This is a genomic window from Comamonas sp. SY3 (assembly GCF_041730275.1).
Lineage (GTDB): Bacteria > Pseudomonadota > Gammaproteobacteria > Burkholderiales > Burkholderiaceae_C > Comamonas > Comamonas sediminis.
On sequence record NZ_JBGTYN010000021.1, the window covers coordinates 39,088 to 61,776 of the forward strand.

Annotated in this window: 22 protein-coding genes; 12 read left to right on the forward strand and 10 right to left on the reverse strand. The window is 64.1% G+C overall.

Annotation, left to right across the window (positions count from 1 at the left end):
- Positions 1-23: 23 nt before the first annotated feature.
- From ACCQ08_RS20710 to ACCQ08_RS20740, 7 genes are all read right to left on the reverse strand, one after another.
- Positions 24-932: a CorA family divalent cation transporter gene (locus tag ACCQ08_RS20710; protein ID WP_373450856.1), complete on the reverse strand. Its 909-nt coding sequence runs from the start codon at positions 930-932 to the stop codon at positions 24-26.
- Complete coding sequence (locus ACCQ08_RS20715) at positions 929-1,882, reverse strand: CorA family divalent cation transporter (protein ID WP_373450857.1); 954 nt, start codon at positions 1,880-1,882, stop codon at positions 929-931. The genes ACCQ08_RS20710 and ACCQ08_RS20715 overlap by 4 nt, the downstream gene beginning before the upstream one ends.
- Positions 1,879-2,217: a hypothetical protein gene (locus tag ACCQ08_RS20720; RefSeq protein ID WP_373450858.1), complete on the reverse strand. Its 339-nt coding sequence runs from the start codon at positions 2,215-2,217 to the stop codon at positions 1,879-1,881. The genes ACCQ08_RS20715 and ACCQ08_RS20720 overlap by 4 nt, the downstream gene beginning before the upstream one ends.
- 91 nt (positions 2,218-2,308) lie before the next feature.
- Positions 2,309-3,259 (reverse strand): CorA family divalent cation transporter, encoded by a 951-nt coding sequence (locus ACCQ08_RS20725; protein WP_373450859.1) that lies wholly within the window; start codon positions 3,257-3,259, stop codon positions 2,309-2,311.
- Positions 3,256-3,585 (reverse strand): hypothetical protein, encoded by a 330-nt coding sequence (locus ACCQ08_RS20730; RefSeq protein ID WP_312462775.1) that lies wholly within the window; start codon positions 3,583-3,585, stop codon positions 3,256-3,258. Before ACCQ08_RS20730 ends, ACCQ08_RS20725 begins: the two co-directional genes overlap by 4 nt.
- A gap of 129 nt (positions 3,586-3,714) precedes the next feature.
- Complete coding sequence (locus ACCQ08_RS20735; protein WP_312836021.1) at positions 3,715-4,080, reverse strand: hypothetical protein; 366 nt, start codon at positions 4,078-4,080, stop codon at positions 3,715-3,717.
- Positions 4,081-4,602: 522 nt separating this feature from the next.
- Entirely contained in the window at positions 4,603-6,837 is a 2,235-nt protein-coding gene (locus ACCQ08_RS20740) for an NADP-dependent isocitrate dehydrogenase (protein WP_312408954.1), read from the reverse strand.
- A 333-nt stretch (positions 6,838-7,170) separates the two neighbouring features.
- Between ACCQ08_RS20740 and arfB the strand changes: the two genes are divergently transcribed.
- From arfB to ACCQ08_RS20765, 5 genes are all read left to right on the forward strand, one after another.
- Positions 7,171-7,587 carry an alternative ribosome rescue aminoacyl-tRNA hydrolase ArfB gene (gene arfB / locus ACCQ08_RS20745; protein WP_373450885.1) on the forward strand — a complete coding sequence of 139 codons (417 nt, stop codon included), beginning with the start codon at positions 7,171-7,173 and terminating at the stop codon, positions 7,585-7,587.
- A gap of 73 nt (positions 7,588-7,660) precedes the next feature.
- Entirely contained in the window at positions 7,661-8,410 is a 750-nt protein-coding gene (locus ACCQ08_RS20750) for a response regulator (RefSeq protein WP_373450860.1), read from the forward strand.
- Positions 8,407-9,825 carry an ATP-binding protein gene (locus tag ACCQ08_RS20755; RefSeq protein ID WP_373450861.1) on the forward strand — a complete coding sequence of 473 codons (1,419 nt, stop codon included), beginning with the start codon at positions 8,407-8,409 and terminating at the stop codon, positions 9,823-9,825. The genes ACCQ08_RS20750 and ACCQ08_RS20755 overlap by 4 nt, the downstream gene beginning before the upstream one ends.
- Before the next feature lie 385 nt (positions 9,826-10,210).
- Positions 10,211-11,479, forward strand: a complete 1,269-nt coding sequence (locus tag ACCQ08_RS20760) for a hypothetical protein (RefSeq protein ID WP_373450862.1) — start codon at positions 10,211-10,213, stop codon at positions 11,477-11,479.
- Between the two features lie 314 nt (positions 11,480-11,793).
- Positions 11,794-13,929: a TonB-dependent receptor domain-containing protein gene (locus ACCQ08_RS20765; RefSeq protein WP_373450863.1), complete on the forward strand. Its 2,136-nt coding sequence runs from the start codon at positions 11,794-11,796 to the stop codon at positions 13,927-13,929.
- 69 nt (positions 13,930-13,998) lie between these two features.
- Here the strand turns inward: ACCQ08_RS20765 and ACCQ08_RS20770 are convergent, their stop codons facing one another.
- Positions 13,999-15,222, reverse strand: a complete 1,224-nt coding sequence (locus tag ACCQ08_RS20770; RefSeq protein WP_373450864.1) for an MFS transporter — start codon at positions 15,220-15,222, stop codon at positions 13,999-14,001.
- Between the two features lie 269 nt (positions 15,223-15,491).
- Between ACCQ08_RS20770 and ACCQ08_RS20775 the strand changes: the two genes are divergently transcribed.
- Together ACCQ08_RS20775 and ACCQ08_RS20780 are read left to right on the forward strand one after the other, a co-directional pair.
- Entirely contained in the window at positions 15,492-15,713 is a 222-nt protein-coding gene (locus ACCQ08_RS20775; protein ID WP_373450865.1) for a hypothetical protein, read from the forward strand.
- A complete protein-coding gene (locus ACCQ08_RS20780; RefSeq protein WP_373450866.1) occupies positions 15,674-16,165 on the forward strand; it encodes a phytanoyl-CoA dioxygenase family protein in 492 nt (163 codons plus the stop codon). Before ACCQ08_RS20775 ends, ACCQ08_RS20780 begins: the two co-directional genes overlap by 40 nt.
- Positions 16,166-16,219: 54 nt before the next feature.
- Here ACCQ08_RS20780 and kdgR read toward each other — a convergent pair whose 3' ends face one another.
- The gene (gene kdgR, locus ACCQ08_RS20785; protein ID WP_312408947.1) at positions 16,220-17,071 is read right to left on the reverse strand and encodes a DNA-binding transcriptional regulator KdgR; all 852 of its coding nucleotides are present in this window, start codon (positions 17,069-17,071) and stop codon (positions 16,220-16,222) included.
- Positions 17,072-17,112: 41 nt separating this feature from the next.
- Complete coding sequence (kduD, locus tag ACCQ08_RS20790) at positions 17,113-17,940, reverse strand: 2-dehydro-3-deoxy-D-gluconate 5-dehydrogenase KduD (RefSeq protein WP_373450867.1); 828 nt, start codon at positions 17,938-17,940, stop codon at positions 17,113-17,115.
- A 256-nt stretch (positions 17,941-18,196) separates the two neighbouring features.
- Between kduD and kdgT the strand changes: the two genes are divergently transcribed.
- From kdgT to ACCQ08_RS20815, 5 genes are all read left to right on the forward strand, one after another.
- Entirely contained in the window at positions 18,197-19,228 is a 1,032-nt protein-coding gene (gene kdgT / locus ACCQ08_RS20795; protein ID WP_312836033.1) for a 2-keto-3-deoxygluconate transporter, read from the forward strand.
- A gap of 84 nt (positions 19,229-19,312) precedes the next feature.
- Complete coding sequence (locus tag ACCQ08_RS20800; protein ID WP_373450868.1) at positions 19,313-20,074, forward strand: SDR family oxidoreductase; 762 nt, start codon at positions 19,313-19,315, stop codon at positions 20,072-20,074.
- 97 nt (positions 20,075-20,171) lie between these two features.
- Entirely contained in the window at positions 20,172-21,017 is an 846-nt protein-coding gene (locus ACCQ08_RS20805; RefSeq protein WP_373450869.1) for an ureidoglycolate lyase, read from the forward strand.
- Between the two features lie 188 nt (positions 21,018-21,205).
- On the forward strand, positions 21,206-21,511 hold the full coding sequence (locus tag ACCQ08_RS20810) for a hypothetical protein (protein WP_239811781.1): 306 nt from the start codon (positions 21,206-21,208) through the stop codon (positions 21,509-21,511).
- 118 nt (positions 21,512-21,629) lie between these two features.
- Positions 21,630-22,652: a P1 family peptidase gene (locus tag ACCQ08_RS20815; protein ID WP_373450870.1), complete on the forward strand. Its 1,023-nt coding sequence runs from the start codon at positions 21,630-21,632 to the stop codon at positions 22,650-22,652.
- Positions 22,653-22,689 lie beyond the last annotated feature (37 nt).

Below are 22,689 nucleotides of genomic sequence, written 5' to 3' on the forward strand. Positions count from 1 at the left end.
GGCGCCAGCAAGACGGTTTCGTGTCATCGCAGCGTACCCGATTGCTTGACCATCCAGACCGGTACCGCGGTGAGCACCAGCACCGCAAGCAGCTGCGTCCACAGCGAACCCTCCCAGGACAGTTCGGGCATCACGCGGAAGTTCTGGCCATACCAGTTGATCAGGGCCGTGCCGGGGATGAACGCCGCCCAGAGCACGCTGAACACCTTGGTGACATTCAGGTCGCTCATCGCCACGGTTTCCTCGGCCGAGCGGCGGTGGAAGCGCTGGCGTTCCAGCATGAAGCGACTGCGCCGCTGCACCCCGTCGATCTCGGCCAACAGCGCATCGACATGCTGACACCCGAGCTGCGAGCCCTGCAATACGCTGCGGCGCAGTTGCTTGGCAGCCTGTTCCAGATCATCCAGCGCCTGCATCACGACCGACAGCGGTCGGCTGAGCATGGACAGATGGCTGTCCACATCGATCAGGTCCTCGGCGCCCCGGGAGTCCGGCCCACCCACCGCAAGCTGGAAGCTGCGCAGCGAGCGCATCGAGCGCGTCAGCCCCTCATCCATGCGATCGAGCACCAGCCCGGTCTGGCCCAGCAACTGGTGCAGCAGCACCAGCGCCACGGCATGCGCGCTGCCCGCAGGCAAACCCTGCGCCCTGAAGCGCTGCTGCGCCTGACCGGGCCGGAGCATGCGGTGCCCCGTCTCGACCGTGTAGAGGGTCTGCGCATCTGCGGTCTGGTGCCACAGCAGATCGGCCACCAACACGCGCCCGTCCTGTACACGGGCGCAGCGGATGCGTATCGCCGCCCCGGCATCCGGTCGCTGCGCCGCGCTGGCCGGCGCCAGGTCCATGCCATGGTGCCTGCCCAGGTCATCAAGCGCCTGGGGGCTGGCGGCGTGCAGGCGGGCCCATAAGGGCAAGGTCTGGTCCCATGTCATCGCATCCACCCCTTGCGTTTGATGTAGGCCAGCGGCACCAGCGCGAACAGGCCCGTGAGCCCCATGACCATCCACTCTCCCCACGGCAACGCCAGCTCGGGCATGTAGGCAAAGTTCTGCCCATAGAACGCAGCGACCAGCGTGGGCGGCGTGAACACGGCAGTCACTACGGTGAACACCTTGATGACCTGGTTTTGCTTGATGTCCAACGTGGTCATCAGTGACTGCTGCAGGTTGCGGATCTTGTCGTGCTGAAACCGGGCATAACGGCGCAGGCTGTGGATGTCCGCCAGCAGGACCGTCAGGCGCGGGCCCAAGCGGGCATCCCCTGCAGCACGCCGCAGCCAACGTCCGGCACGGACCAGCATCAGCTGGCCTTCCACCGCTTTGGCAACCAGTTCCTCGGCTTCTGCCAATGCCATTGCCGTGCCGGCAATGTCGGCCACCCCGGCCTGCCGCTGGGCGGTATCGAAGCCGCCGCTGGCCGCCGCCACGGCATCACTGCGCTCGTCCAGGCGCTCGGCGATGGCGCGCAAGCTCGCATGGGCGGCATCGTTGAGCGCTTCGAGCAGGTAGAGCATCATCTTGCCGGGCTCGAGGGCGCCACCATCGGCCAAGTGGGTCAACAGCTGTTCGCTGGCCCGGTCCAGCGCATGCAACGCGGGGCCTTGTTCAACACTGATCAGCTGCTCCTTGCCCAGTGCCAGGACGAGGACGGTTTCTCGGAACTCCCCCTGCTGGCAGACGACCAGCTCCATCGGGCTGACGATGAACTCACCCTCCAGCGTCGCGGCTCTGCCTCGGATCGGGGAAAGATCCAGTCCATGCAGGTGTTGTTCAGCCGCCAGCGTCTCGGCTTGCTGCGTGTGCAGCCGCTGCCAGCCAGCCTGGGCCAGGCGCGCCGCCATCAGGCCGCCTGCCGCATGGGGGTTGGTACGGTCTTCGGTCATTGCTGCACCTCGGGAATGGCAGTGCCTGCCGGCGCGGCGGTTGCATCGGCTTGCGCGGCCTGGCTCTGTTGCTCCAGCACATGGCCGCCATAGAGATGCAGCGCGGCGAAGCTGCCCAGAATCAGCGCATAGAGCACGATCACCGCGATCATGATCTCGCGCTCGATCTGCGCGGTGCGCGGACGGCTCGCACGCGCCTCGTTGATGGCCTGGCGGCGCTGCGATGCGGCCTCGCCCGCATCCTGCAGGCTCAGGTCGGCATTCCAGACCAAACCCTCCAGTTGGCGGTTCAGCGTGGTGTAGGTATAGCGGCTCTTGTCAGTCGTTGGCGGCATGGAAATAACTCCTGGTGGGGGGGAAATCGCAGACAGCACGCCGGTCTTTGACAAAAGCCCGAGCGCAGTCTTTGCAGAGGCAGGTCTGGGCTCAGCGCAGCCAGCCACGGTGTTTGACATAGAGCAGCGGCAGCAACGCCAGCCCTGCCGTCAGCGCGATGGTGATGGGCTCGCCGTAGTGCCACTCCAGAATGGGCATGCGGGCGACGTTCATGCTGTAGTAGGTGGAAATCAGCATGGCAGGTAGAAACACGGCTGTGACGACCGAGAAGACCTTGACAATCTGGTTCTGCTTGACGTTCAGCGCCATGTTGTTGGTTGCTTGCAGCAGCCGCACGCGGTCATGCACAAAGCTGACATGGTCCTCCACGGCTTCAATGTCTTCGATCAAGGTCGCATAGAGCGCTTGAAGGGCGGTGTCGGCCTGCGGCATGCGCGCCTGTGCATGGCGCGCTGCCAGCGCCAGCTGCAACTGGCTCTCCAGGCAGTCGGACAGCAGCTCTTCGACTTCGCCCAGATCCAGCTGCGCAGAGACCACATCGCTCACGCCAAAATCGCGGTCCCGCGCTTCCAGGCTGTTCAACACCGAGTTGGTTTGCACCAGCACCCGGCCGAGATCGCTGTTGAGCGAATCCAGCAGCTCGTCCGTCGCATCGTTGATGGCCTGGAGCACCATGGCAAAGTTCTCAAATGCCGGCAAGGCTTGCCCTTGGCGCTCCAGCCTGGATTGCGCCGTCTCCAGCGCCTGCGGCGCGGTGCCGGGTTCCAGCGATACCAACATGCGTGGGCCCAGCACAAAGATGACGCGGCTGGCTTTTCTCAGGCCCTGCTCAACGCCCAGAAAAGTGATAGCAAAGTAGCTGAATTCGCCATCCTGGCTCAGATTGCGCTGCAGGCCATGGGCAATGTCCACGCCCAGGCTCTGCTGGATGCCGGTCAGCTTGCCGGGTTCATCGGCTCGGATGCGCAGCCACTGGGGCAAGGCTTCCCGCGCGGCACCTGCAGAGGGCTGCAAAAGATCAGATCGGTGTTGCATGTTCATCGGGAAGACTCCTGCGCAGGGCTATCGGATTTGAGAGACCTCGCACTTTCGTAGAAACCGGCGTGCGAGCCCGAGGTGGACGAGGTTTTGGTATCCAGGTGGTAGTTGCCAAAATGCAGAGCCGCCACGGCTAGCACCAAGATGCCCCAGGTGACGCCCAGCATCGAAAAAGAGAGGCGCTCATACCGCGACCAGGGCCGAGGCGGCTGCAGCGGCAGCGCATAGGGGCGGCGTGCAGAGCGGCTCCAGACAAGGCTGTGCAGGTTCAGGCCGGTATTGGCGGCCGGTGGCGGTCCACCGGACGAGAAATGTTGAAAGTACGGCATCGCGCGTCCTCGGTTGGCGCAGCTCCGCGCTGGCGATGGCACACGCAATGCGTGCCAAGGCCTGGCGGATTGACAAGTAGGGAATAAGCCGGCTGCAGGCTTTGCGTGTGGCAAAGCGCAGCGCAGGGGTTAGCGGCGGGCGCTTGCAGCCGTCACCGATACAGGCAGACCTGCCCGATGGCCAAATATCCAGCACAGCGCGCGCGAGCGGGCCGTGGGCCGATAAGGCGCCAGCCGGGCAGGCCTATCGACGCTCTGCAAGCGGCGTCGGGCGAGCCGGCTCAAATGGGGTAGTACCCGTGCACGCTCGGGGCTAGGCAGCTTCGACAGCGCATCGGCAATGACCGGGCCAGACAGGCCGGACAGCGCCTGGGCAAAGGGTTTGTCGCCCTGCGATGCCAGAAAGGCAGACAGCACGGACGGGGCGTCAGATGCTACAGCGGCTCGAATGACGCGCTGCAGCAGCGCGCTGGATGGGGAGTGAAAGAACAGCATGAGATGCTCCTTGGGGCCAGGTGCCGCCAAGGCCTCTCATGCATTTAGATGCGTGACAGCCTCGGGGCGTTGGCCCGATGGGGATGGGTGGTAATGCAGTGCAAGGGGAGGTGGCGCTGGCAGCAGCGCATTTCAGGCTCAGGATCGGGGTCCATGCTTTTCTCCGGTTGAACAGTTCTAGAGATGCCCATGGGTTGCCTTCAACAACTGAAGTGCGCATCGGCGGCAATCGCCGAGCTGGTACATGGCCACAGGGCGAAGCGTCATCGCAGTAACAAGACTCAGGGCTTTCGCGACGACAGACAGGATTTTCGCAGGCCAAGCGCGGGATCGCCAGTGGCCTTTGGGGTGCATGCCACTGCCATTGGCATGGGAGCCATATACGAAGGTATACGCCAACCGAACACCCCCAGTCAGCAAACCGGTAGCCAACAAAAAAAACCGGCAGCCCACAAGGGACTGCCGGTTCTACTTGGAGGATCGCAACCCGGGCAGCATCCGCCAGCCCAGGCCAGGGCCTTATCAGCCCAGTGCAGCCACCGCTGCGTTGAAGGTGCTGCTGGGGCGCATCACAGCGTCCAGCTTGGCAGTGTCCGGCTGGTAGTAGCCGCCGATGTCGGCAGGCTTGCCTTGCACGTCCTTGAACTCGCCAACGATCTTGGCCTCGTTGTCGCTCAGGCTCTTGGCCAGTGGCGCAAACTTGGCGGCCAGTTCGGCATCGGTGGTTTGGGCGGCCAGCGCCTGGGCCCAGTACAGGGCGATGTAGAACTGCGAGCCACGGTTGTCCAGCTCACCGGTGCGGCGCGATGGCGACTTGTTCTCGTCCAACAGCTTGCCGGTGGCCTGGTCCAGGGTCTGGGCCAGCAGCTTGGCGCGCTCGTTGTTGTTCTTGATGCCCAGCTCTTCGAAGGACACGGCCAGCGCCAGGAACTCGCCCAGCGAATCCCAGCGCAGGTGGTTTTCTTCCACCAGCTGCTCGACATGCTTGGGGGCAGAGCCGCCGGCGCCGGTTTCGTACAGACCACCGCCTTGCATCAAAGGCACGATCGACAGCATCTTGGCCGAGGTGCCCAGCTCCAGGATCGGGAACAGGTCGGTCAGGTAGTCACGCAGGATGTTGCCGGTCACCGAGATCGTGTCCAGGCCACGGGCTGCGCGCTCCAAGGTGAAGCGCATCGCGCGCACCTGCGACAGGATGTGGATGTCCAGGCCGCTGGTGTCGTGGTCCTTCAGGTAGGTTTGCACCTTCTTGATCAGCTCGGCTTCGTGCGGACGGTAGGGATCCAGCCAGAACACGGCAGGCATGCCGGAGTTGCGGGCACGGGTAACGGCCAGCTTGACCCAGTCGCGGATCGGAGCGTCCTTGACCTGGCACATGCGCCAGATGTCGCCCTGCTCCACGTTCTGGCTCATCAGCACTTCGCCGGTGGCGATGTCGACGATGTTGGCCACGCCGTCTTCGCTGATCTCGAAGGTCTTGTCGTGCGAGCCGTACTCTTCGGCCTTTTGCGCCATCAGGCCCACGTTGGGCACGGTGCCCATGGTCTTGGGGTCGAAGTTGCCATGCCACTTGCAGAAGTTGATCACTTCCTGGTAGATGCGGGCAAAGGTCGACTCAGGCATCACGGCCTTGCAATCGTAAGGCTTGCCATCGGCGCCCCACATCTTGCCGCCAGCGCGGATCATCGCAGGCATCGATGCGTCCACGATCACGTCGTTGGGCGAATGGAAGTTGGTGATGCCCTTGGCAGAGTCCACCATGGCCAGCGCAGGGCGGCCTTCCTGGCACTTGTGCAGGTCGCGGATGATTTCTTCGCGCTGCGATGCGGGCAGGGTTTCAATCTTTTCGTAGAGATTGGCCATGCCGTTGTTCACGTTCACGCCCAGCTGCTCGAACAGCTTGCCGTGCTTCTCGAACGCTTCCTTGTAGAAAATGCGCACGCAGTGGCCGAACACGATGGGGTGGGACACCTTCATCATCGTGGCCTTGACGTGCAGCGAGAACAGGATGCCCGACTGCTTGCAGTCTTCGATTTCCTTTTCGTAGAAAGCCAGCAGGGCCTTCTTGCTCATGAACATCGAGTCAACCACTTCTGCGTCCTGCAGCTTGACCTTGTCCTTGAGCACCACGGTCTTGCCGGACTTGGTCTCCAGCACCATCTTGACTTCGCGGGCCTTGTCCAGGGTCATGGACTTTTCGCCGTGGTAGAAGTCGCCCTCTTCCATGTGCGACACATGGGTTTGCGACCACTGCTTCCACTCGCCCATCGAATGGGGGTGCTTCTTGGCGTAGTTCTTCACGGCCAGCGGTGCGCGGCGGTCGGAGTTGCCTTCGCGCAGCACGGGGTTCACGGCCGAGCCGATGCACTTGCTGTAGCGGGCCTTGATGTCTTTTTCTGCGTCGTTGGCAGGGCTGTCTGGGTAGTCAGGCAGCTTGTAGCCGTGGTCTTGCAGTTCCTTGATCGCTTCTTGCAGCTGGCCCACCGATGCGGAGATGTTGGGCAGCTTGATGATGTTGGCATCCGGCGTCAAGGTCAGCTTGCCCAGGTCGGCCAGGTTGTTGGGCACGCGCTGTGCTTCGGTCAGAAACTCGGGGAATTCACCCAGAATGCGGGCTGCCAGCGAAATATCACTCTCGGCCACATTGATGCCAGCGGCGCTCGCAAAGCTGCGAACAACGGGCAGGAACGCTGCGGTCGCCAGACGAGGGGCTTCGTCGGTCAGGGTGTAGATGATGGTGGGTTGCTGGGTAGTCATCTGGTCTTTCAAGTGGCAAAAGTTCTGATGTGCGTCGCGCCTTGGCTGGTCTCCACGGCTCAGGGCGCGCCCGCGTAAACTCCCTCATGATGTACTGCTCGACCACCGTTGGGAAGCCTGTCCCTCAAATGCTGCAATGCAATATCACAATACGGAATTCAACGCCAAGGATTGTCGCTGCTTTTTAAGTCTTATACAAGAGTTGGCCCAGCGATTTGTTGAGGCTTCCCGGACAGCTGCCGCAAAATACAGGTTATGCCAGAGCTGCACGACAGCGCTGTGAAACCCCCACCCCGCCTTTCCCTGCCGCTTTACCGCGATACGCCTCCCGACATGACCACGCCCTTGCCCTCCGCCCTCACCCTGCATGAAGCCGATGTGCAGTGGACGGCCATCCGCGCCCAGGGGCCCGGCGGGCAGAACGTGAACAAGGTCAGCTGTGCCATCCACCTGCGCTTTGATGTGCGTGCATCGCGCCTGCCCGAGCCCGTGCAGACCCGTTTGCTGGCCCTGGCCGATTCGCGCATCACCCAGGAAGGCGTGGTTGTCATCAAGGCGCAGAGCTACCGCACCCAGGAGCTAAACCTGTGGGATGCGCTGGAGCGCCTCAACGCGCTGGTGGCCAGCGTGGCGGTGGAGCCGCGCAAGCGCCGCGCCACCAAACCGACCTGGGGATCGCAGCAGCGCCGCCTGCAAAGCAAGAGCCTGCGCGCCAATGTCAAAGCCCAGCGCGGCAAGGTGCGGGATTGACCATGCACCGCACCCACTGGCAGATGGCCGGTGATAATAAGAAGTAATCTCATTTGCTAATGCCCGAATTTCCATGAATGTGCGACGCAGCATCCTGATCGTCGATGACCACCAAAGCATCCGCGACCCTCTTGCCACTTTCATGCGCCGCTATGACTTTGATGTCGACACTGCCTGCGATGGGCTGGCGATGCGGCAGTTGCTGAAGGACCGCAGCTATGACCTGATCATCCTGGACGTCATGCTGCCTGGCGAGGACGGTCTGTCGCTGTGCGGCTTTGTGGCCGAGCACATCGGCACCCCCGTCATCCTGCTGACCGCGATGACCGACCAGGCCGACCGGGTGGCGGGCCTGGAAATTGGCGCCGACGATTATGTGCTCAAGCCCTTTGACCCGCGCGAGCTGGTGGCCCGGGTCCGCAGCGTGCTGCGGCGCGGCGCCCGCCGCCGGGCAGACGATGCAGCCCAGGCGGCGCCCACCGCCGACGTATCGGCAGAAAGGCGCTACACCTTTGAAGGCTGGTCCTTTGACCTGGCCACCCGCGAGCTGCAGGACCCCAACCTCAGCCCTGTGCCGCTGACCACGGCAGAGTTCCACCTGCTGCGCGCGCTGCTGGAGAACCCCAACCGCGTGCTGAGCCGCCAGCAGCTGATGGACCTGACCCAGCGCGAAGGGGACGCTTTTTTTGACCGCAGCATCGACACGCAGATCAGCCGCCTGCGCAAAAAGCTCGAATCCGATCCGCGCCAGCCGCGCATGCTCAAGACCGTGCGCGGCGACGGCTACCTGCTGGCTGCCAGAAACATCAGCCTCGCCCCATGAAACTGCTGCCGCGCACCTTAGCCGGCCAGTTGCTGGCCCTGTTGCTGCTGGCGCTGATCGTCGCCCACCTGGTTGCCGTGCTGCTGCTGACCTGGCTGCGCCAGGACAGCGATGTCGTGCACCCGCTGTCGGCCCACACCATCGAGACCCGGGTGGCCGCCGCCTACCGCGCGCTGGAGGGCAGCCCCGAATCCGCCCAGCGCCTGGTGCACAGCATTAGCCTGCCCGATTCGCAGTTCCGCATCCGCCCACGCCCTTTTGACGACGGCCAAGCTGTCACCGAGCAGGAAGCCAAACTCACCGCCAGGCTGCAAGAACGTCTGGGGCTGGAAGCCGGTGCCAACGCTGCAGACCCGCCAGTGCGCATCCATCTGCGCATGCGCTCTCCTGCAGCCGCCAGCGAGGCTGGCGATGTGGACCAGGACATCCTGGGCAAGCTCAGCCCGGCATTTGATGACGATGGCAGCTGGATGCTGCATGTGGATGTGCGCCTGCCCGATGGCCAGTGGCTCAGCAGCTGGCACCTGCCCACCATGCTGCTCAGCCACTGGAGCCGGGTGCTGAGCTTCTCCATTCCCGTGGGCATGCTGCCCATCATCGTCATTGCGGTGCTGTTTGGCCGGCGCATCATGCAGCCCTTGCGCATGCTCACCGACGCGGCCCAGCGCATCAGCCGGGGCGAGCGCTCCGCGCACCTGCCGCTGTCCGGCCCCGAAGGGGTGCGCGAAATCATCGAGGCCTTCAACGAGATGCAGGACCGCCTGCTCGGCGTCGTGAACGACCGCACCCGCATGGTTGCCGCCATCGGCCACGACCTGCGCACCCCCCTCACCTCGCTGCGCATCCGCGCCGAGCTGGTGGACGACGACGAACTGCGCCAGGCGATGGTGAACACCATCAACGAGATGCACAGCATGGTCGAAGAGATCCTGCACTTTGCCCAGGACGACGCGATGCGCGAAACTACCCAGCCTGTCGATCTGGACGCGCTGGTGGGCGACGTGGTCGAGCAGCAGCGCACCCTGGGCCGCCAGGTGCACTGGAGCCCGCCAGACAGCATCAGCTACCGCTGCCGCCCGGCCCACCTCAAGCGCGCCCTCGCCAACCTGATCGACAATGCCGCGCGCTACGGCAGGGTCCACGTGCGGCTGGCCGGCCCGGATGCCGCAGCCCCGGGCACTGCCGCCACCGTGCGCATGGAAATTGAAGACGAAGGCCCCGGCATTGCGCCGCAGGACATCGAGCAGGCGTTTCGGCCCTTCAGCCGGCTGGAGGTCGCCCGCAATGGAGAGACTGGTGGCTTTGGGTTGGGGCTGGCGATTGCGCGCTCATGCGTGCGCGCGCATGGCGGTGAGTTGAAGCTGCATAACCGCAGCGAGGGTGGGTTGAGAGCGGTGATTGAGTTGCCGGCTTGAGTGACTTCTATCGGTTGGCATTCCAACGTCTGGAATGGCAAATTCGCGGCCGAGTTCTTTGGAGCGGTTACACCCTGCGCACTACGACCGCTCGGCGCGTCAGACGCAGCTCGTTGCACGAGTTTTCCCCTCGGAACATCGCGACGCATCACTCGCGTGGTACCGGCGCGCGCGATCCCAGCCGAACCGCTAGTGCCAAACCATCGCGCACCCGCAGCCAATAGACTTATTTGGTGACCAAACTTACAATATGCGACTGACAGAAACAATGTTTCGCGGTGACGATTCACGCATCGTATAAGCCCAGTACCACTGACGATACGTTAAGCCTGTGCCTTTTTCAGTCCAGTCGCCCATGCGTAGGCATCCGACAGAAAGTCTTATCGTGAAGTTCATTACCTCTACAAACATGCCTCGGACAAAGGGCTTCAGCGCCACCGTGGCTCCGGCAGCGACAGGCCTGTTCATTGCATTGGCGGGACTGCTGTCGTCTTTTGGCGCACAGGCGCAAGCGGCGCTGCCTACGGTGTCGTGCAACTCGTCATCGGCGGCATTCAGCACGGGACATAACGCAGCAACCGGAGGTGCCCTGCCCCAAAACGCGGTGGAACCATCTTGGCAATTCGCATTTGCAGGCAGGCCAGTCACCAACCCCGCCGTCGCCTTGAGCGCCATACCCCCCGCTGCTTGGACACCCCTCACGGTTTACTGGACAGCGCCTTGGAGCGAGTCACCTTATGCCAACGCCAATTGGGTTTCGCCGTTGGGCTTTGACAGAGCCAATTCCCAACGCTGGGGCTATTACCGGTACCAGTTCAACTTGGACCCTGCCGTCGATCCGGCAGATCTGGCGGTCCAGCTGTCGTACCTGGTGGACGACAGCGCCACAGAGATCTACGTCAACGGCGTGGCCCAAAGTGCTTATGCGCCCATCGTGAACCCCGGATCGGCATTTTCCACGCCGCCCGTCTCTCGCACGTTGACGCAGGACTGGAAACCCGGTTTGAACGAAATCGTTTTTCAAGTGCTGGACTATGGCTGGGTCACGGGGCTGCTCGTGCAGGCTGAGCCTACGGCCGTTTGCAAACCCACCTCAGTCGACATCACCAAAAACGCCAGCGCAAGCCAGGTCAATGCGGGTGGAACCTTCAGCTATGACATTGTGCTGACCAACCAAGGCTCGCAGCAGGCCACGGTGTTGCAACTGACGGACACCCCGCCGGCCGGTATCACGCTGAATGCTTGGGCCTGCACAGCTGCCAATGGCGCCAGCTGCCCGGTTCCCAGCAGCGGCACCGGCACTCTCAATCTGGCCAACCTGGCCTTGCCACCGGCTGCCGCAGCCGGAGATCCTGGCGGACAACTGAGGTTTACCCTCCAAGCCAGCGTGGAGGCCAATGCAACGCCCGGCTTGCTGACCAACACAGTCCAAGCCACGCCGGACGCCACAACCACACAGTGTTCGGCCACTTCGGGCGGCGCGAGTGCCACCCAGTGCACGGCATCGGCCAGCATTGAGGTGATCACACCCGTCACGCCGCCGGTGACGACACCGACGCCGGTGCCTGCTGATGCGCCATGGGCCTTATTGGTGCTGAGTGGCTTGCTGGTAGGCCTGGGCGCCCGGCAAGTGAAATCTCGCGATTCTGTGTAACGTCAACGCTTAGCCGAGTGCGCCTCCTCAGCTCAGGCTGTCGGGGCGCTTTTTTTCGTCACCACAGCCCCCACTGCTGCCTTCACGGCGAAAAGCAAGCAGCGAACCAAGTCACAAACTGACACAAACAGGCAAACACCCGCCACATGCGTCGCAAATGATTCTGATTGCGAATCAACTTGCATCCCCAGCCAACGTGACCGGCCCCGCGCCGCTTCCACGCCAGCCAGCCCCGCTCTGCATACCTTTGGCCCGCCCGGCTTTGCCCGGGGCTGCGCCGCCTGCAGGCCGTCTTATTGCCATTGTTTGTTGTCATGTCCCATCCCGCTGCTTCATTCCCCCTTCTTCCCATTGCGCTGGCCGCAGGCCTGTGCCTGGCGCCGGCCGCTTCTGCGCAAGACCGTGCCGAGCCCGGTACCACGCTGGACACAATCACCGTGACGGCAGCGGCCACGGCCACAGCCGTCAAGGACGCACCGGCCAGCTTGACGGTGCTGACCGCCGAAGACATCGCGCGCGTGCCGGCCACCGATTTGAACGAGGTGCTGCGCCGCGTTCCCGGCCTCACGCAAGCCACCACGCCCGATGGCGGCACCAGCATCCAGATTCGCGGTCTGCCGCAGCAGTACACCTTGATCCTCGTCGATGGCGTGCGCGTGGGCAGCTCCAGCGAGACCTTTGACCGCTACACCCGCAACGAGCTCAACTGGATTGCGCCTGAAGCGATCGAGCGCATTGAAGTGGTGCGCGGCCCCATGTCCTCGCTCTACGGCTCGGATGCAATGGGTGGCGTGATCAACATCATCACCAAGAAAGGCGGCGACACATGGGGCGGCCAGGTCTCTGCCGGTGCCGAGATCAATCCCGAATCCATCCGTGGCAATGACTACAACGGTGGTTTCAACATCAGCGGCCCGCTGGGCAAGGGCTTCAAGCTGCAGCTGAACGGCCAGCAAACCTACCGGCAGGCCGACAGCGGCCTCGAAGACGGCACCACCGCTTTCCGCTGGGGCGGCGGGCGTGAAGGCGCCAAGCGCCAATCGCTGGGTGCACGCCTGGATTGGGACATCAACGACCAGCACAAGCTGAGCCTGGATGTGCAGCGCGCCGAGTGGAAGACCCTGGGCGGCCCCTCGCCCTCCACCAGCAACCCGGGCGGCTTTGCGGCTGCGGCCACCACGCGCGGCCCGTCCAATATGGAGCGCGAAAGCACCAGCCTGACCCACCAGGGCAAGTACAGCTTTGGTACATCCAAGCTCTCGCTCAGCCACAGCAAGTACAGCAACGAGACGACTGCGCCTCGGATTGAAAACGGCCAGTTTGTGCCGGTGCCCGGCGGCACCGCTACCCAGACCTACAGCACCCATTCGGTATCGGAAGACCTGATCCTCGACGGATCGGTGACCATGCCCTTTAAATGGGGCTTTGACCAGATGCTGACCGTGGGTGCGCAGTGGCAGCGCCAGGAGCTGGACAACCCGAACTCGGTGGGCTCGGTCGCCAATGAGGCAGGCGTGATCGGCCTCAGCTACAAGCAGGCCAAGTCGCAGGCCCTGTTTGTCGAAGACCAGATCTTTCTGCGCGACAACCTGACCCTGACCCTGGGCCTGCGCGGTGACCGCCATGACGACTACGGCTCGCACATCAGCCCGCGCGCCTACCTGGTCTACCATCCCACCGCTGCCTGGACCTTGCGTGGCGGCTACTCGGAAGGCTTCCGCGCGCCCAACCTGCGCCAGTCCAACGAGAACTTTGTGAGCCAGTCGCAAGGCGCGGGCTGCGGCTTTGCCGGCTACACCGGTGGCGGTTGCAGCATCCGGGGCAATTCCGACCTCAAGCCCGAGACCTCGCAGAACTGGGAGCTGGGCGCCGCCTGGGAGCATGAGGGCTGGCAAGCGGGCCTGACCTTCTTCAACACCGACTTCAAGGACAAGATCGATTCGCAAGGCATTGGCTACCTGCCGGGCGGCAGCAACTACTGGGCCCAGTATGTGAACATCGACGCGGCCATCACGCGCGGGCTTGAAGCCAATCTGCGCGTGCCGCTGAGCCGCAGCATCACCTGGAACAACAGCCTGACCCATATGCTCAAGGCCGAGAACAAGACCACCGGCGTGGCGCTGACCACCGTCTCCAAGTGGAGCGGCTCCTCGGTGCTGGATTGGCAGGTCAACTCCGCCCTGGGCCTGAGCCTGGGCGCCGAGCTGGTGGGCAAGCAGATGGGCCTGGCCCAGCGCCTGGCCGACAACTCCAACTTTGGCGAGCAGCGCATCCAGAACAGCTATGTGCTCTACGACCTGGCTGCCAACTACCGCATCAACAAGGCGCTGCGCATCAACGCCGGCGTGAAGAACCTGTTTGACCGCAATGCCAGCGGCAACCGCGATGTCGGCAACAATTTCTACCTGCCCGGCCGCCGCTTCTTTGCCACCTTGAAGGCCAGCTTCTAAGCGAATTTAACGCCCTGAAGGCAAAGGCGCTGAGATCCTGTCTCAGCGCCTTTTTCTAGGCATGCTCTGTCAGGGCCGGGCCGCTGCAAAGCCATGGCGCTTGGCCATCAGCACGACCGCCAGGCTCAGCAGCATCAGCAGCAGCACCACTGGCGAGAAAGCCGCCACGCCCCACTGCGCCAGCAATACGCCGCCGGCCATGCCGCCCCCGGCAATGGCCAGGTTCCATGAGGTCACCAGCATCGACTGCGCCACATCGGCCGCCGGCCCCGCGCTCTTGGCCAAGGCCGTCTGCAGCAACGGCGGCAGCCCGCCAAAACCCAGGCCCCAAACGGCCACAGCCAGATAGACGGCAGCGGGCAGCTGCATCGCCAAAGCCAGCAACACGGCGCCCAACAGAAACAGGGCCGTGCTCGCCACGCTCAGCGCACGCAGATGGCGGTCGATTAGCAGGCCGGTGATCCAGATGCTGAGCACCGACATCAGCCCAAACACCAGCAGCACCCGGTCGATCTGCGCGCCCAGATCGGCAGGCGCCAGCAGAGGCGCTATATAGGTGTAGAGCAGGTTGTGCGCCAGCACATAAGCCAGCACCACCAGCAGCACCGGCCGCACCCCAGGCAGGCGGAAGACCTGGCCCAACCCAAAAGCCTGGCCCGCAGGCTGGCCGGCAAAATCGGGCAGGCGCAGTTGCACCCAGGCCATCAGCAGCAGCGCCAGCACGCTCATGCTGGCAAAGCACAGGCGCCAGCCCAGGTGCTGGCCCATCCAGGTGCCCAGCGGCAGGCCCAGCGAAAGCGCCAGCGGCGCACCCAGCATCGCAATCGCAATGGCGCGTCCGCTTTGGTGCGGCGCCACCATGCGCGTGGCATAGCCCGCCAGCAACGCCCAAAGCAGGCCTGCCGCCACCCCGGCCACAAAGCGCGCCAGCAACGTGAGCGCATAGCTGCCCGACACCGTGGTGACGCTGTTGGCCAGCACAAAACCCGCCAATGCCGCCAGCAGCAAGGGCTTGCGGCGCATGCGCTGGGTGGCCGCCGTCAGCGGAATCGCGGCCACCAAGGAGCCGATCGCATACAGGCTGACCAGCTGGCCGGCCATGGCCTGCGACACCCCCAGACCGGCGCTGATCTGCGGCAGCAATCCGGCCGGCAAGGCTTCCGTCAGGATGGTGACAAAGCCCGCCAGCGCCAGCGCCAGCAGCGATGCCAGCGGCAGGCCGCCGCTTTGGGGGGTGCAGCTGGGTTCAAGACAGCGAGATGGGTGAGAGGAAAGCGAAGAAGAATCTGCCATCGCGCTAAGCGAAAGTCCTGTACAAACCCGCGCAGGCCAAGGGCCGCTGCCGGGTGAAAAGCATCAGCCGCCATGGTGCAGCGATTGCGGAACCAAGACAATCAGGCCGATATTCTGAACATATCGGACGAAAATGTCCGCAATCCGGCAGCCTCCAGCAGCTACCGCGGACATGCAGGCGGCTGATGTATGCCGCTCCCTCCGTCCCCGCTGGCTATACTGCCCGCTGCGCCCCAGCGCCCCCATAACCACAGCTTGAAAGGCCAACCATGGGCCCCCGCGAACAGCTCCAGCACGACGGCTATCTGCTGCTGCGCCAGGCCATTCCGGCCGACTGGCTGCCCGGTCTGCGCGAGGCCTTTGATGCGGGCATCACCAGCCGATGGCCGGTGCCCCGGGGCTGGGATTGGCGCCATGCGCTGGTGGAGGACAACGCCCAGATGCTGGCGGTGTGCCGGCTGCTCAACTGCTGGCCGCTGCGGGCGTGCTGATCGGTGAGCGCTTTTTTCTGTCGCAAGTGGAAGGGCGCGAGCCCGTGGGCGGCGGCGGCTACCAGCGCCTGCACCGTGACCTGTCCAAACAGCGGCCCGGCGATACCGTCGGCGCACTGGCGTTTTTGGATGACTTTGGGCCTGAGAACGGCGCCACGCGCCTGGTCCCCGCCAGCCACCGCCCCAGTGCACAAGAGGCTGCGCGCAGCGAGCATGATGAATCGCTGGCCATTCAGATCTCTGGCCAGGCCGGCGACATTCTGGTGTTTGATGTCGACTTGCTGCATGCCGCCAGCCTCAACCCCAGCGGCGCACACCGCCGCAGCCTGCTGATCAACTATGCCGCCGAGGTGCTGTATGACGCGCTCCAGCAAACGGCAGCGCTGCGCCAGGTGCGCATGGATACCAGCGCCCGCTTTGAGCCCGGCGATTTTGTTCTGGCAACTGCCTGATGCCAGCTTGATGCCCGCTGGATGCCCGGCGGGACCCAAACAGCGCCAGCAGCGTTACAGTGGCGCGCCGCCTGTGCTGCCCGGCTCGCCTTCTGCATCTTTCGCATCTTTGGCAATGTGCGGCGCATGCCAGCCCATCTTTTGCGAGATCGCCGCACTGGCGGTTTTCAGCAAGCTGCGGTAGTAGTGCGGCGTGTCCGCGCCGCAGCGCATGATCGGGAAGGACACCGACAGCGCGGCAATCACGTGGCCAAAGCGGTCAAACACAGGCACCGCGATACAGCGCAGACCGGGTTCGGCCTCTTCATCGTCCTCGGCCACCTCCTGGGCACGCACGCGGGGCAGGATGTCCATCACGGCATCGACGGAGCTCAAGGTACGGGGCGTGAACAGCTTGAGCGGCTGTGACGACAGCAGGCTGTGCGCCTGCTCGGCAGGCATGAAGGCCAGCAGCACCTTGCCAATGGCGGTGCTGTGCAAGGGCTTGCGCCGGCCAATGCGCGACTGCATGCGCAGCCCAAAATCCGATTCGATCTTGTGGATGTAGATGATCGCGTCCTCATCGAGCGCACCCAGGTGGATGGTCTCGCGGGTCAGCGCGCCCAGGCGGCGCATTTCCTCGTCGGCCTCGCGCACGAGGTCGGTGTTCTCCAGCGCCTTGCCGCCCAGCTCAAACAGCCGCAAGGTGGCGCGGTACAGCTCCGATTCGCCATCCTGCGCCACATAGCCCAGGGCCTTGAGGGTTTGCAGCAGGCGGTGCACCGATGACTTGGACAGCGACAGCTGCTGGGCCAGCGCGGTCACGCTGACATCACGCTGGTTGCCCAGGCATTCCAGAATGGCAAAGGCTTTTTCCACCGCGGCGACGGTGTCGGTCTTGTCCAGGGCTGCGGGGCTCTCGCTCATCGGTCCGTCCTTCTGTGTTGGGCTGTGGTGGATGGCCTTGATTATCGGGCCAGCCAGCCGCCATCGACAGCCAAGGTATGGCCATGCACATAATCGGCCGCGCTGGAGGCCAGAAATACCGCCGCGCCCCCCAGGTCCGCCGGCTGCCCCCAGCGCCCGGCGGGGATGCGCTGCAGGATCTCGCCCGCGCGGGCTGCGTCCTGGCGCAGCGCCTCGGTGTTGTTGGTCTCGATATAGCCGGGCGCAATCGCATTCACATTGATGCCCTTGGCGGCCCATTCATTGGCCATCAGGCGCGTAAGGCCCAGCACGCCGCTCTTGGCTGCCGTATAGGAAGGCACCCGCACCCCTCCCTGGAACGACAGCAGCGATGCGATATGGATGATCTTGCCGCCGCGCCACTGCGCACCCTGCCGCGCGGCGCAGTTCAGCATATGGCGCGCCACGGCCTGCGACAGAAAGAACAGGCTCTTGAGGTTGGTGTTCATCACCGCATCCCAGTCCTCTTCGCTGAAGTCCAGCGCATCGGCACGGCGAATGATGCCGGCATTGTTCACCAGGATATCGACCTGGCCTGCCGCTGCCAGCACCTGGGCCAGGACATCGGCCATCGCCTCCGTGCGCGACAGGTCGGCCTGAACCGGCACAAACCGGCGCCCAAGCGCCTGCACCTGCGCGGCCGTCTGGCTGGCATCGTTGCGGTTGAGCCCGACGATATCCGCCCCCGCCTGCGCCAGCGCCACCGCAATGCCCGCGCCAATGCCGGTATTGCAGCCGGTCACCAGCGCCACCCTTCCCTGCAGATCAAACGGATGACGGGGGATGGACGGGGCCAGGGCGGGCGCATGGGAGATGGAGGAATGGGACATGGACTGTGGGAGGGGCGGGATCAAAAACAGCCAGCCCTGGGACCGGCCAGCCAAGACATATGGCAACTATTGGAACACACAATTCATTTTTCAGAACAATGTTCCGTAAATTTTTATGAACGGAATTGCACAAAGGGTTTACCAGCTATTTTCCAGTTTTAAATTTATGGAACACTGTCCCGGTTGCTTCGGTAGTCATCGGACAACACCTCTACAAGCGATAACAAATTCACCACCAAAGTGTGAGGAGCGAGACATGGAAATCCAGAAAACCATTGAGCGTGTGCCCGGCGGGCTCATGCTGATTCCGCTGCTGCTGGGCGCCTGCGTGCACACCTTTGCACCGGATGCCGGCAAGTACTTCGGCTCATTCACGAACGGGCTAATGACCGGCACCGTGCCTATTCTGGCGGTCTGGTTTTTTTGCATGGGGGCGACGATCAACCTCAAGGCGACAGGCGTGGTGCTGAAAAAATCCGGCACCCTGGTCGTCACGAAGATCCTGGTGGCCTGGATCGTGGCCATGGTGGCCACGCGCTTCTTGCCGCCAGGCGGCATCCAGACGGGGCTGTTCACCGGCCTATCGGTGCTGGCCCTGGTCACCGCAATGGACATGACCAATGGCGGCCTGTATGCCGCACTGATGCAGCAGTACGGCACGCAAGAGGAGGCAGGCGCCTTTGTGCTCACCTCCATCGAGTCGGGCCCGCTGGTCAGCATGCTGATCCTGGGCGCCACCGGCGTGGCGGTGTTTGAGCCGCGCTTGTTTGCCGGCGCCGTGCTGCCGTTTCTGATCGGCTTTGCACTGGGCAACCTGGATGCGAACCTGCGTGAGTTCTTTGGCCGCTGCGTGCACCCGCTGATCCCCTTCTTCGGCTTTGCGCTGGGCTGCTCGATCGACCTGGGCGTCATCGCCAAGAGCGGCTTTACCGGCGTCTTTGTGGGGGTGGCGGTCATCATCGTCACTGGCATTCCGCTGATCCTGGCGGACAAGTTCATCGGCGGCGGCAATGGCACGGCCGGACTGGCTGCCTCATCCACGGCCGGTGCGGCTGTCGCCAATCCGCAAATCATCGGCACCATGGTGCCCGAGCTCAAGTCCATGGCCGATTCGGCCACGGCGATCACCGCCACCGCCTGCCTGCTGACCGCGATCCTGGTGCCCATCCTCACGGCCATGTGGGCGCGCAAGCATGGCCGCCGCCAACAGGTATCCGCTACCGCACCTAGCCCGGTAACCAGCGCGGCTGGCAGCCCGCCCAAGCTGGCCCAGGACGGCCACTTCTAAACCCGCAGCGCTTTCATCCCCTGCCCTGCTGCGCTGACCTGCGGCGCAGCCGGGCCTTTTGATAGTTTTGACAGGACTGACTCCATGACCCATTCTTCCGTCTCCCCCGGCCGCCTGGCAGGCAAGGTGGCCCTGGTGACCGCAGCGGCGCAAGGCATTGGCCGCGCCAGCGCCGAACGGCTGGCAGCCGAAGGCGCCCGCGTGATTGCCACCGACTTGCACATCGGCCCGCTCGCAGGCTCCGGCCTGGATGCGCGCCAGATCGATGTGCGCGACAGCGCCCAGATCCAGACCCTGGCCGAGGTGCTCGGGCCCATCGACATCCTCTTCAACTGCGCAGGCTTTGTGCATGCCGGCAGCGTGCTCGAATGCAGCGAGGAGGACTGGGACTTTGCCTTTGACCTGAATGTCAAAGCCATGTACCGCAGCATCCGCGCCTTTTTGCCGGGCATGCTGCAGCGGGGCCAGGGCAGCATCATCAATATGTCGTCGGCCGCCTCCAGCATCAAGGGCGTGCCCAACCGCTTTGCCTACAGCGCCTCCAAGGCAGCGGTCATCGGCATGACCAAGTCCATCGCCGCCGATTACTGCACCCGGGGCGTGCGCTGCAATGCCATCTGTCCGGGCACGGTCGATTCGCCGTCGCTGGCCCAGCGCATCGCCACCCAGGCGGCGCACGATGGGCTTTCCGTTGACGCCGTGCGCGCCGCCTTTGTGGCCCGCCAACCGATGGGCCGCGTCGGCAAGCCCGAGGAGATTGCGGCACTGGTCGCCTATCTGGCATCGGACGAGGCAGCGTTCACCACGGGCCAGGCCCATGTGATTGATGGCGGCTGGTCCAACTGAGTCCGCCACCCCACCTCGATTTTTCGCTGCGCGACAGCCCCCTGGCTGGCAGGCCCCTAGACTGGCGCCTGCTCGCTATTGATTCTTTGGAGATGACATGAAATTACTGCGTTATGGCCCGGTGGGCCAGGAAAAGCCCGGCCTGCTCGACAGCAGCAACACCTTGCGCGACCTCTCTGGCGTGCTCAGCGATATCGAAGGCGCGCAGCTGGGCGATGCCGCCCTCGCCCGCCTGCGCGCGATCGACCCCAGCACCCTGCCAGCCGTGCCGGGCCAGCCCCGCATCGGCCCTTGCGTGGCGCGCGTGGGCAAGTTCATCTGCATCGGCCTCAACTATGCCGACCATGCCGCTGAATCGGGCGCCGCCATTCCCACCGAGCCGGTGATCTTCAACAAATGGACCAGCGCCATCTGCGGCCCCAACGATGCGGTCGAGATTCCCCGTGGATCCACCAAGACCGACTGGGAGGTCGAGCTGGGCGTCGTCATCGGTAAAGCGGCCAAGTACATCACCGAAGCCCAGGCGCTGGAGCATGTGGCCGGCTACTGCGTGGTCAATGATGTGTCCGAGCGCGAATGGCAGATCGAACGCGGTGGCACCTGGGACAAGGGCAAGGGCTTTGACACCTTTGGCCCCATCGGCCCCTGGCTGGTGACGCGCGATGAAGTGCCGGACCCACAAAACCTGTCCATGTGGCTGGAGGTGGATGGCAAGCGCTTCCAGAACGGCAACACCAAGACGATGATCTTCACGGTCGCACAGATCGTCGCCTATGTCAGCCAGTGCATGAGCCTGCAGCCGGGCGACATCATCTCGACCGGCACGCCCCCCGGCGTGGGCCTGGGCATCAAGCCCCAGCCCGTCTACCTGAAGGCCGGGCAGACCATGCGCCTGGGTATTGAGGGCTTGGGTGAGCAGCAGCAAACCACCGTCAACGCCTGATGACGCATAGCACCCGGCGCCAGCGCGGCAACGGGTGCTTACAGATGGAAAAATCATAGCACCCATCGCCATAGATTCCCACCATCAAAACAGCCGCAACAGCTGATGTACAAAGCAACCATTGCTCATCTTTTGATACAGGATTTTCCGCTAAGCTGCCAGCATCGTTCACCCTCCCAACCCCTGCCATGAACCGTTTGTTGACCCCTTTGCTCACTGCGTTGGCGCTCTCGTGCCTGGCGGATGCCAGCTGGGCCCATGGCGGCGGCCACCGCCACCACCACCGCAAGGAACACAAGGAACAGTTCTGGGACGGCAACTGCCAGGTGGAGCGCAAGTGGAAGCGCAATGGCGAATACAAGGAAAAGCGCCGCTGCCACGACCGCCCGGCGGCCTACTACGCGCCGCAGCCGGCCTACGCTGCCCCGGTGCTGGTGGCGCCCCGCACCCCCGATGCGATTGTCATCAGCCCGCAGATCGTCATCCGCCCCTGATCCGCACGCTATTTTTTTATCCGGCATTGCGGGCTGTCAGACACCTGTTTGACAGCCCGCTGCCTTTGCAGCCCCTGCCACCGACTCAGTGGGCTGCGGCTTGGCCCACAATCGGGCCATGTCCTCCTCCCTCCTCCCCATGGCTCCCTCCGGCTCCATCACCTTGGTGCAAGGCATCGAAGTGGGCCACTTTACAGACACACGCCGCCCCACCGGCTGTACGGCCATCCTGGCCAAGGCAGGCGCGGTAGGCGGCGTTGACGTGCGCGGTGCCGCACCCGGCACACGCGAAACCGACTTGCTCCACCCCACCAACCTGGTCGAGCGCGTGCACGGCATCATGCTGGCGGGCGGTAGCGCCTGGGGCCTGGATGCGGCCAGCGGCGCGATGCGCTGGCTGGAAGAGCAAGGCGTAGGCCTCGATATCTCCGTGGGCCGCATTCCACTGGTGCCCGCCGCCGTGCTGTTTGATGTGCTGGTAGGCGATATGCGCATCCGCCCCGATGCCCAGGCGGGCTACGCGGCCTGCCAGGCCGCCAGCAGCGGCATGCCCGCGCAAGGCAATGTAGGTGCGGGGGCCGGCGCAGCGGTGGGCAAGATCTTTGGCATCCACCGGGCAATGAAGGGCGGCATCGGCACCGCGTCGGTCACCGTCGATGGCGTCACTGTGGGCGCCATCATTGCCTGCAATGCACTGGGCGATGTGCTGCACCCGGACACCGCCCAGGTGGTGGCCGGCGCGCGCACCAGCGATGGCATGGGGCTCATCGACACACGCCGCGCGCTGCTGCGCGGCGAGCCCCCGCAACCGCTGCTGGCTGGCACCAACACCACGATTGGCGTGATTGCCACCGACGCAACCCTCACCAAGGCCCAGGCCAACCGCCTGGCGACCGTGGGCCACGACGGCCTGGCCCGCGCCATCAACCCGGTGCACACCATGTCGGACGGCGACACCTTGTTCTGCCTCGGCACGGGAGCCGCCGGGCGCAGCCCCGGCATGATGGTGCTGGCCACGATGGCCGCCGAGGCCGTCGCCCAGGCCACCCTGCAGGCGGTGCTGCATGCCAATCGTTTACAAATCGATGCCGGAGAAAACCACAAGGCCTTGCACCTGCCCAGCGCGGCTGATTTACAGTAGGCGCCATTCCAACAGCGCTGCGCCGGCAGCCCGCCAA

What these genes read in the sequence shown, in the direction of transcription:
- ACCQ08_RS20740 (WP_312408954.1), bottom strand. Translation starts at nt 6,837, where the DNA reads ATGACTACCCAGCAACCCACCATCATCTACACCCTGACCGACGAAGCC.
- ACCQ08_RS20715 (WP_373450857.1), bottom strand. Translation starts at nt 1,882, where the DNA reads ATGACCGAAGACCGTACCAACCCCCATGCGGCAGGCGGCCTGATGGCG.
- ACCQ08_RS20735 (WP_312836021.1), bottom strand. Translation starts at nt 4,080, where the DNA reads ATGCTGTTCTTTCACTCCCCATCCAGCGCGCTGCTGCAGCGCGTCATT.
- kduD (WP_373450867.1), bottom strand. Translation starts at nt 17,940, where the DNA reads ATGTCCCATTCCTCCATCTCCCATGCGCCCGCCCTGGCCCCGTCCATC.
- ACCQ08_RS20815 (WP_373450870.1), top strand. Translation starts at nt 21,630, where the DNA reads ATGTCCTCCTCCCTCCTCCCCATGGCTCCCTCCGGCTCCATCACCTTG.
- ACCQ08_RS20765 (WP_373450863.1), top strand. Translation starts at nt 11,794, where the DNA reads ATGTCCCATCCCGCTGCTTCATTCCCCCTTCTTCCCATTGCGCTGGCC.
- ACCQ08_RS20800 (WP_373450868.1), top strand. Translation starts at nt 19,313, where the DNA reads ATGACCCATTCTTCCGTCTCCCCCGGCCGCCTGGCAGGCAAGGTGGCC.
- ACCQ08_RS20755 (WP_373450861.1), top strand. Translation starts at nt 8,407, where the DNA reads ATGAAACTGCTGCCGCGCACCTTAGCCGGCCAGTTGCTGGCCCTGTTG.
- ACCQ08_RS20805 (WP_373450869.1), top strand. Translation starts at nt 20,172, where the DNA reads ATGAAATTACTGCGTTATGGCCCGGTGGGCCAGGAAAAGCCCGGCCTG.
- ACCQ08_RS20730 (WP_312462775.1), bottom strand. Translation starts at nt 3,585, where the DNA reads ATGCCGTACTTTCAACATTTCTCGTCCGGTGGACCGCCACCGGCCGCC.
- ACCQ08_RS20710 (WP_373450856.1), bottom strand. Translation starts at nt 932, where the DNA reads ATGACATGGGACCAGACCTTGCCCTTATGGGCCCGCCTGCACGCCGCC.
- arfB (WP_373450885.1), top strand. Translation starts at nt 7,171, where the DNA reads ATGACCACGCCCTTGCCCTCCGCCCTCACCCTGCATGAAGCCGATGTG.
- ACCQ08_RS20775 (WP_373450865.1), top strand. Translation starts at nt 15,492, where the DNA reads ATGGGCCCCCGCGAACAGCTCCAGCACGACGGCTATCTGCTGCTGCGC.
- ACCQ08_RS20810 (WP_239811781.1), top strand. Translation starts at nt 21,206, where the DNA reads ATGAACCGTTTGTTGACCCCTTTGCTCACTGCGTTGGCGCTCTCGTGC.
- ACCQ08_RS20750 (WP_373450860.1), top strand. Translation starts at nt 7,661, where the DNA reads ATGAATGTGCGACGCAGCATCCTGATCGTCGATGACCACCAAAGCATC.
- kdgR (WP_312408947.1), bottom strand. Translation starts at nt 17,071, where the DNA reads ATGAGCGAGAGCCCCGCAGCCCTGGACAAGACCGACACCGTCGCCGCG.
- ACCQ08_RS20770 (WP_373450864.1), bottom strand. Translation starts at nt 15,222, where the DNA reads ATGGCAGATTCTTCTTCGCTTTCCTCTCACCCATCTCGCTGTCTTGAA.
- kdgT (WP_312836033.1), top strand. Translation starts at nt 18,197, where the DNA reads ATGGAAATCCAGAAAACCATTGAGCGTGTGCCCGGCGGGCTCATGCTG.
- ACCQ08_RS20725 (WP_373450859.1), bottom strand. Translation starts at nt 3,259, where the DNA reads ATGAACATGCAACACCGATCTGATCTTTTGCAGCCCTCTGCAGGTGCC.
- ACCQ08_RS20720 (WP_373450858.1), bottom strand. Translation starts at nt 2,217, where the DNA reads ATGCCGCCAACGACTGACAAGAGCCGCTATACCTACACCACGCTGAAC.